This window comes from Burkholderia sp. LMG 13014, from assembly GCF_905232215.1.
Lineage (GTDB): Bacteria > Pseudomonadota > Gammaproteobacteria > Burkholderiales > Burkholderiaceae > Burkholderia.
In genome coordinates this window covers 1-7,228 of sequence record NZ_CAJNKE010000299.1, presented here as the reverse complement: position 1 = coordinate 7,228, position 7,228 = coordinate 1, and the positions used below count along the sequence as shown (strand labels likewise).

General features: G+C 65.1%; 9 protein-coding genes and 1 pseudogene. 4 read left to right on the top strand and 6 right to left on the bottom strand.

Annotated elements, in window-relative coordinates; all coding sequences use genetic code 11:
* A pseudogene (locus JYJ84_RS23855) lies at positions 1–266 on the top strand (site-specific integrase); the annotation flags it as partial.
* Positions 267–302: 36 nt separating this feature from the next.
* Here the strand turns inward: JYJ84_RS23855 and JYJ84_RS23850 are convergent.
* The 4 genes from JYJ84_RS23850 to JYJ84_RS23835 form a co-directional block, all read right to left on the bottom strand.
* Complete coding sequence (locus tag JYJ84_RS23850; RefSeq protein ID WP_122950249.1) at positions 303–782, bottom strand: RES family NAD+ phosphorylase; 480 nt, start codon at positions 780–782, stop codon at positions 303–305.
* On the bottom strand, positions 779–1,234 hold the full coding sequence (locus JYJ84_RS23845) for an antitoxin Xre/MbcA/ParS toxin-binding domain-containing protein (protein WP_031403156.1): 456 nt from the start codon (positions 1,232–1,234) through the stop codon (positions 779–781). Before JYJ84_RS23845 ends, JYJ84_RS23850 begins: the two co-directional genes overlap by 4 nt.
* Before the next feature lie 372 nt (positions 1,235–1,606).
* Complete coding sequence (locus tag JYJ84_RS23840) at positions 1,607–1,810, bottom strand: DUF1289 domain-containing protein (RefSeq protein ID WP_174962290.1); 204 nt, start codon at positions 1,808–1,810, stop codon at positions 1,607–1,609.
* Between the two features lie 444 nt (positions 1,811–2,254).
* Positions 2,255–2,896 (bottom strand): HD domain-containing protein, encoded by a 642-nt coding sequence (locus JYJ84_RS23835; RefSeq protein WP_122950247.1) that lies wholly within the window; start codon positions 2,894–2,896, stop codon positions 2,255–2,257.
* A gap of 214 nt (positions 2,897–3,110) precedes the next feature.
* Between JYJ84_RS23835 and JYJ84_RS23830 the strand changes: the two genes are divergently transcribed.
* Entirely contained in the window at positions 3,111–4,076 is a 966-nt protein-coding gene (locus JYJ84_RS23830; protein WP_175223609.1) for a GlxA family transcriptional regulator, read from the top strand.
* Between the two features lie 325 nt (positions 4,077–4,401).
* Positions 4,402–4,713: a DUF4148 domain-containing protein gene (locus JYJ84_RS23825; RefSeq protein ID WP_043185856.1), complete on the top strand. Its 312-nt coding sequence runs from the start codon at positions 4,402–4,404 to the stop codon at positions 4,711–4,713.
* 60 nt (positions 4,714–4,773) lie between these two features.
* On the opposite strand, the gene JYJ84_RS23820 is transcribed toward JYJ84_RS23825, so the two are convergent.
* Positions 4,774–5,037: a hypothetical protein gene (locus JYJ84_RS23820; RefSeq protein ID WP_164462907.1), complete on the bottom strand. Its 264-nt coding sequence runs from the start codon at positions 5,035–5,037 to the stop codon at positions 4,774–4,776.
* On the opposite strand from JYJ84_RS23820, the gene JYJ84_RS23815 reads away from it, so the two are divergent.
* Positions 5,036–5,749 carry a dienelactone hydrolase family protein gene (locus JYJ84_RS23815; protein ID WP_122950245.1) on the top strand — a complete coding sequence of 238 codons (714 nt, stop codon included), beginning with the start codon at positions 5,036–5,038 and terminating at the stop codon, positions 5,747–5,749. The two genes, JYJ84_RS23820 and JYJ84_RS23815, sit on opposite strands and share 2 nt — an antisense overlap.
* Before the next feature lie 132 nt (positions 5,750–5,881).
* Here the strand turns inward: JYJ84_RS23815 and JYJ84_RS23810 are convergent.
* Positions 5,882–7,228: efflux transporter outer membrane subunit (locus tag JYJ84_RS23810; protein WP_205189535.1), on the bottom strand; the 1,347-nt coding region annotated here is incomplete at its 5' end.

The window sequence follows — 7,228 nt, the reverse complement described above, 5'->3', positions numbered from 1 at the left end:
TTCCCGCGCCGCGCGGCGGTGGCGCGATGAACGACATGTTCCTGCTGCTCGTGGTGCGCGACGCGCTGGCCGCGATCGGCTTCCACGCGGCGGACCTGAGCCCGCGCGTGCTGCGCAATACGTATGCGCGCCGCCAGTTGCTCGCCGGCCACGCACATGCCGACGTCAGTGCGATGCTCGGTCTCGTCAGTACGCGAACGGTCACGCGCATCCGGCAGACGCTGCCGCGCGATGCGGCCGCGGATCGCGCCGCACACGAGCGCTGATCCCGCACTGACGCGGGCCGCGTGCCGTCCGGCGCCCTATTCGCCCGGCTTCGACTGGATCAACCGCAGAATCCGGGTGTCGTACGGCGATTGCATGACTTCGGCGATACGGACCTCGGAGGCGGCCGGATGCAGCGGATTCAGCAGGTAGTTGTGCGCGTGCGGCACGACGACGCTCGGGACGCGCAGCAGCGCGCTCGGCTGCGTGAGCAGCCACTCGGTGCCGGCGCTGCGGGTCCAGTCGACGTGGGTTCGCCAGTCGTCCGGCGCATCGCCCTCCGCGATTTCGGCGATATCGACTGAATCAGCCACCTCGATACGAAGCAACTGGTATCCGCTCGGCAATTGCGCGACCGTGGCGATTTCGAAATGAACGAGCGTCTCGAGCAGCGCGAGCGCCGGATGCTCGGCGAGATACACGACGGGCTGCCCGGCGAAATGCCAGCGCCCGCCGGCGCGCAACCCGCCGATGCCTTTCAGGTCGGCGAAATTGCTGATCCGCCACAGCGTCGTCAAGCGAAGTACCCCTCGTCGATCTGCGTGAGGACTTCCTCGACGAGCCGCGCACCATGCTCGGTGCTCGCCATGTCGAGCGACGTGCGGCCGCCGAAGCGCTGGAGCCCGTTGCGCAGCCACGCCATCGCCTTGTCCTGGTCGCCGAACGTGGCCGTCGCCTGCGCGACGATGCGCGCGAGACGGATCGCCTTGTCGGATTCCTCCGGCGACAGGCGTTCGTGCGCCTGGCGACGATGGCTCAGCGTGCGGCGCGGAATGATGAAGGCCAGTTCGTCCGATTTCAGCCCGCGCTCGGACAACCGGTCGATCACCGAGACGTCGACGCGTGCGCTCGCCAGCTCGGCAAGATCGGCCCCCGATCGGACACGGATCGCCAGCAGCTGTTCGAGAATCGTGAATTCGGCCTGACGCGGATGCGCGACGCCCGAAGGATGAAAAGCAATGGTGCTCATGACTTCTCCCGGCAATTTGCCCAATCATTATAGGCGTTTTGCCAAAAACTTGCGGGAACCGGATAGAGCGTGCGCCAGTGGCGCTCATCAAGGCCTCTGCGAAGGCCGGAGCGACTATGCCCCGCCTGTCTGGCGGCAAGTTGCTGTGGTCGCGAATCGAAGATTCGCCTGGGTGATGGGATGCAATTATTCAGTATATAAAGTCAGGCCCAGCATCATACGGTTGTCACGTAACAACTTTTTTTACTGGTTTCATTTGCTCTCATTCCTCCCCCTCATCCTTCCAGACAAGGCCGAGGGGTTCACCCAGGACAGGGAGATGTTCGCCAAGCGCGGCCCCCGTCGTCCGGAAGGAGCGCCGCTTCTGGCCATTCACCGTCCGTCCCGATGGAAACGCATCGCCGTGCCCTCGCGCCGAAGGCGCTCCCATATCGCGCGTTTCTCGTCGTCGTTCATGAACACCCAGTGCGAGACCTCGTCGGCCGTTCGTCCGCATCCCTTGCAGACATCGTCGAACAGCGTCGAGCACACGCCGACACAGGGGCTATCCGGTACGTCATGAAGCGTGGAAGCCATTGGAACACTCGTATCGATTGAAAATCCGGCAGCGCAACGGACCGCACTCCCATAAACGGGTACTTTTCTGCCGGCGATGCGGCCTGAGCCGCGACGCCAATCCACCCCGCTCACTGCGACGCTACCGCCAGTGGCGCCAGCACCGCCGCGATGCCCGTCCCATGAGCCGGATCGGACTTCGAGCAGTTGTCGATGTGTTGCTTCGGGATCACTTCGCGATCGAAATGCGCAAGCGTCTCGATCAGCCGAATGCCCTACAGCAGCCAGGGCTGACCGTCTGGATGTTGGCATTGCCGCCGACCATCGCGCCGTTCGCGTGGGGCGGCATTCGAACGTGCGATTGGCCATGCACGACCGCACGCCTCAATCATCAAGGAACCGCGATTCACGTTGCGCGCACGATCTCCGCCCCGTACCCGCGATCGTGCGCTACACCGCGAGCAATCAGCCGGCCCAAGCGGACGACCGGATCACACTGCAGAAATTGCCGGCATGGAAATGCGGATCCTTGTCGGCGAGCACGTCGGCCTTCACGTTGCCGAACGTCGTGTCCGGCTTGTGCTTGATCCCGTCGTAGAACGCCTGAATGATGTCTTCCTTGAAGTGCGGCGTACGCGGATGCGCACGGACGACGGCCTCGCGCTCGACGTCGCTGTATTCCGGATACGTCAGGCCCAGCACATCCATCTCGACGCCCGCGGTAACGAGCGCGATCACCGGGTGCATGTGCTGCGGGATACCCGGCGTGGTATGCAACGCGATCGAAGTCCATACGACATCGATATCCTGCTGCGAGATGCCCTTGCCCTTCAGGAAATCGCGGGCGGCGTTGGCGCCGTCCACTTCGAAACGCTCGCACGCGCTGCTGTGTTCGTGCGTGAGCCCCATGTCATGGAACATGCAGCCGCAGTAGAGCAGCTCGGGATCGTATTTGAGGCCGCGCCGCTGGCCCGCGAGCGCCGCGAAATAGAAGACGCGGCTGGAATGATGGAACAGCAGCGGAGACGCAGTATCGCGGACGAGTTCGGTGATCTCGCGCGCCAGTTGGCTATCGGGAATGGTGATGCCTGCAACGTTCTCAGTCATGATCGACCTCCATTGAAAACACCCTTGATTCTCCGGAGTTCGATAGCTGTCTCCAATAGACGTGTTACGTCAAATCCTGCCATTTTGCGCGACGGACGGACACTGTTCCCGAACGGCAGGAAGAACGCCGGAAACAGGCGCCCTCACCCGTCACATGCACCGTCGGCGCCCCTATACTGCTACCCGTCACGTTCGACACAACACACAATCGATCATGCCGAAGGTCGTGGGAATATTCGCCGTTCCGGGCGTTCAACTGCTCGACGTCTCCGCACCGCTCGACGTCTTCGCGCAAGCGAACGCCGAATGCGGGAAGCCGTTCTATACGTTGCGGATCATTGCGAGCGAGTCCGGCCCGATCCGCAGTTCGTCCGGTGCGCAGTTGCTGCCGGACTGGATCGTCCCCGACATTCCTGAGCGTATCGACACGCTGCTGGTCGCCGGCGCGCCGAGCGCCGGCCGAATCGCACTGCGCACCGACGTCCTCGCGTGGCTGCGCGCGGCGGCCGTGCAGAGCAAGCGCTACGGCTCGATCTGCACCGGCGCGTTCATCCTCGCGGCCACCGGTCTGCTGAAAGGGCGTCACCTGACCACGCACTGGGCTGCCGCCGACGCGCTTGCCGAAGCCTATCCGTCGCTCGCCGTCGACGCCGACGCGCTGTACGTGCGCGACGGCAAGCTGCGCACCGGTGCCGGCGTCACGGCCGGGCTCGATCTCGCGCTCGCGCTGGTCGAGGAAGATCTCGGCCGCGAGATCGCACGGCGCGTCGCCGCGCAACTGGTCATGTTCTTCAAGCGCCCGGGCGGACAACTCCAGTTCAGCCGCAAGGGCGAAGCGCGCCCCGCCGGGCGTTCGGTACTGCAGGAGGTCCAGCGCTGGATCGCGGCGAATCCGGAACTCGAGCATTCGGTGGCGGAGATGGCGAAGCATGCGGGCATGAGCCCGCGCCACTTCGCGCGGCTGTTCCGCGCGGAAGTCGGCATGACGCCGGCCGCCTGGGTCGAGGCGACCCGCATCTCGGCCGCCCGCCACTTGCTCGAAAACGGCCACGACACGCCGAAACAGGTCGCCGCGAAATGCGGCTTCGCGAATGTCGATACGCTCAGGCGGTCGTTCACCCGGCACGTCGGAATCACGCCGTCCGAATACAGGAAACGGCAGGCAGTCCTGGCCGAGTGACGCGACAGCGTGCGCGCGATTCGGCGTGAACGACGTCAACCACCCCGCCCAAATACTTCGGCATCCGATCCAATTGATCGTCGTGCGGTCAGGCCACGGGCCGATCGACGACAGCGCGTCGCTGGAAACCTCGTCCGAGGTCCTGATCAACCGCGGGATAGCCCGGCAATCATCAGACGAAACACCCACCTGCCCAGATCGTTTACCCAGTTGCAATAATTATTCGCTGGAACGCGTATTTCCGACCGGTAACGTGATCGCTACGATGCAATCAACCGCTGAACGCAACAAGCGAAGCGCGAAATCAATGAAACCGGAGGTCATCATGAAGTCGTTCATCTACGCAGTCGTCGCCGCAACCGCCCTGTCCGCCTCGTATGGCGCATTCGCACAATCGAACCCGTCGGGCCAGCTGACGCGTGCCCAAGTGCGCGCGGAACTCGTCCAGCTCGAACAGGCCGGCTACAAGCCCGAAGTCTCCGACCAGTATTACCCTCGCGCGCTGCAGACCGCGCAGGCCCGCGTGACGAACGCCGATGAGACCGGCTACGGCGCGCAAGCCGCCGCCGGCGTGCGCGCCGGCCGCGCGATCGCGGTCAAGCAGGAAGGCCGCGACTCCGTGTATTTCGGCCAGTAAGCCGGACACACGCCCGCGTATTCCGATACGCGCGCGGCAAACGAAACACCCCGCTCCCGTTCATCGGGGCGGGGTGTTTGCTTTTCGGTCGTCCGCTTCCGGAACGGACCGCCCCCCTCGATCGAGGCAAACTTGCAGATCGCGTGCCGCGCGGCGCCGTTCACGCCGGCAGCCGGTGTTTACGCATAGAATGGCCGCGTGGTCGGCGTCGGCCGAAACGAACGCGAGCGCAACCACGACGCCCGGCTTGCCCGAACGTCGCCGCGCCCGCAGGCCGGCCCCGATGCGACACTCATCGCATTTTTCGAAAAGGAGCGGTTTCATGTCTCAAACATCCGGTTCCATGATCACGTTTCGACGCCCGGACGGCCAGGAACTGCAAGGCTATCTCGCTACGCCGGCAAAGACCGAAGGCGCACCCGCTGTCGTCGTCATCCAGGAATGGTGGGGGCTGAACGACCAGATCCGCGGCGTCGCGGATCGCCTCGCGCGCTGCGGCTACTTCGCGCTCGTGCCCGACCTGTATCGCGGCAAATCGACGGTCGAGGAAGAGGAAGCGCACCACCTGATGACCGGGCTCGATTTCGGCGATGCAGCCTCGCAGGACATTCCGGGCGCCGTGACATATCTGAAGACGCTTGCGTCGCGTGTCGCGGTGACGGGTTACTGCATGGGCGGCGCACTCACGCTGCTGTCGCTGCAGTTCGCCGATGCGGACGCGGGCGTCACGTGGTACGGCCTGCCGCCGCTCGACTACATCGATCCGGCGAAGCTCAAGGTGCCGCTGATGGGCCACTGGGGCACGCAGGACGCGTTCTTTACGATCGACCAGGTCGATGCGCTCGAGAAGAAGCTGACCGATGCGAAGGTCGGTATCGAATTCCATCGCTATCTCGCGCATCACGCGTTCGCCAATGAAACGGCCGTCGGCCCCGGCCGCATCGCCGGTACGCAGTTCGATCCGGTGTGGTCGCAAATCGCATGGGATCGCACGCTGACGTTCCTCGGCCGCACGCTTTGGGCGAAGCAAGGCTAACGTAACGTCGCTGCCAACGCAGGCAGCTTCGTAAAAAGAAACGCCACGGACTTTCGTCCGTGGCGTTTTCGTTTCCGCATACAGCCGGTTCGAAGGGCAAGCACGATAGACCGCGCCTGCCCTTCCGTGCGCTTACCCGTTCGTCGCCGCCGCCGACGCAGGCGCCGGAACAGCCGCCTTGTCGTAGTCGACCGGTGCATCCGGCGCGCGCGGCGTCTCGCCGGCCCGCTCGATCCACCCGCCGCCCAGTGAACGGTACAGGTTGACCAGGTTGGTCCACCGTGCCAGACGCGCATTGATCAGCGTCTGCTGCGCGGTGTACAGGTCCGTCTGCGCGGTCAGCACCGACAGGTAGCTGTCGACACCGTTCCTGTAACGCAGGTCCGACAGGTCGAAACGTCGCTGCTGCGCGTGCTCGTTGCGCTCCAGCGCCGCGATCTGCTGGTCGTACGTGCCGCGTGCGGCCAGCCCGTCCGCCACGTCGCGGAACGCCGACTGGATCGCCTTCTCGTAGTTCGCGATCTCGATGCGCTTCTGCACGTGTGCAAGATCGAGGTTCGCGATGTTCGAGCCGCCCTCGAAAATCGGCAGCGCGATGTTCGGCGCGAACGACCACGCCGCCGTGCCGGCCTTGAACAGACCGCCCAGCGTCGGGCTCGCCGTGCCGAACGCGGCCGTCAGCGAGATCTTCGGGAAGAACGCCGCGCGAGCCGCGCCGATGTTCGCGTTCGCCGCCAGCAGCGACTGCTCGGCCTGCATCACGTCGGGGCGACGCGTCAGCAGGTCGGACGGAAGGCCAGCCGGCACGTCCGTCAGCAGGTTCTGCGCGTCGAGCGGCATGCCCGCCGGCAGATCGTCCGGCAGCGGCTCGCCGATCAGCAGGACCAGATAGTTCAGCGCCTGCGCACGCGCACGCGCCTGTGCCTGCTGGTTCGCCAGCGCCTGCTCGACCACCGTCTGCGCCTGACGCAGCTCGAGCTCGGAGCCCGTGCCGTTGTCGAACTGCAGCTTCGTCAGGTCGTACGACGCCTGCGCGGTCTTCAGCGTGTCCTCCGTGACCTTCAGCAGATCGTCGGTCGACAGCAGCGTCAGGTATTGATCGGCCACCTGCGACACCAGCGAGATCTCCGACGCCTGCCGCGCATACGCGGTCGCCAGATACTGCGCGAGCGCCTGGTCCTTCAGGCTCTGCACGCGGCCGAACAGGTCGAGTTCCCACGACGCCGACAGGCCGACGTTGTAGGTCGTCGTGATGTTCCGGCCCGGCGCCACCGACAGCGCATTCGGCAGGCGCTGACGGCTACCGGTACCCGTCGCATCGAGCGTCGGGAACAGGCCCGCGCGCGTGATCTGGTACTGCGCGCGCGCCGCCTCGATGTTCAGCACCGACACGCGCAGGTCGCGGTTGTTCTTCAGCGCGATCTCGATCAGCCGCTGCAGGCGCGGATCGACGAAGAACTCGCGCCAGCCGATGGCGGT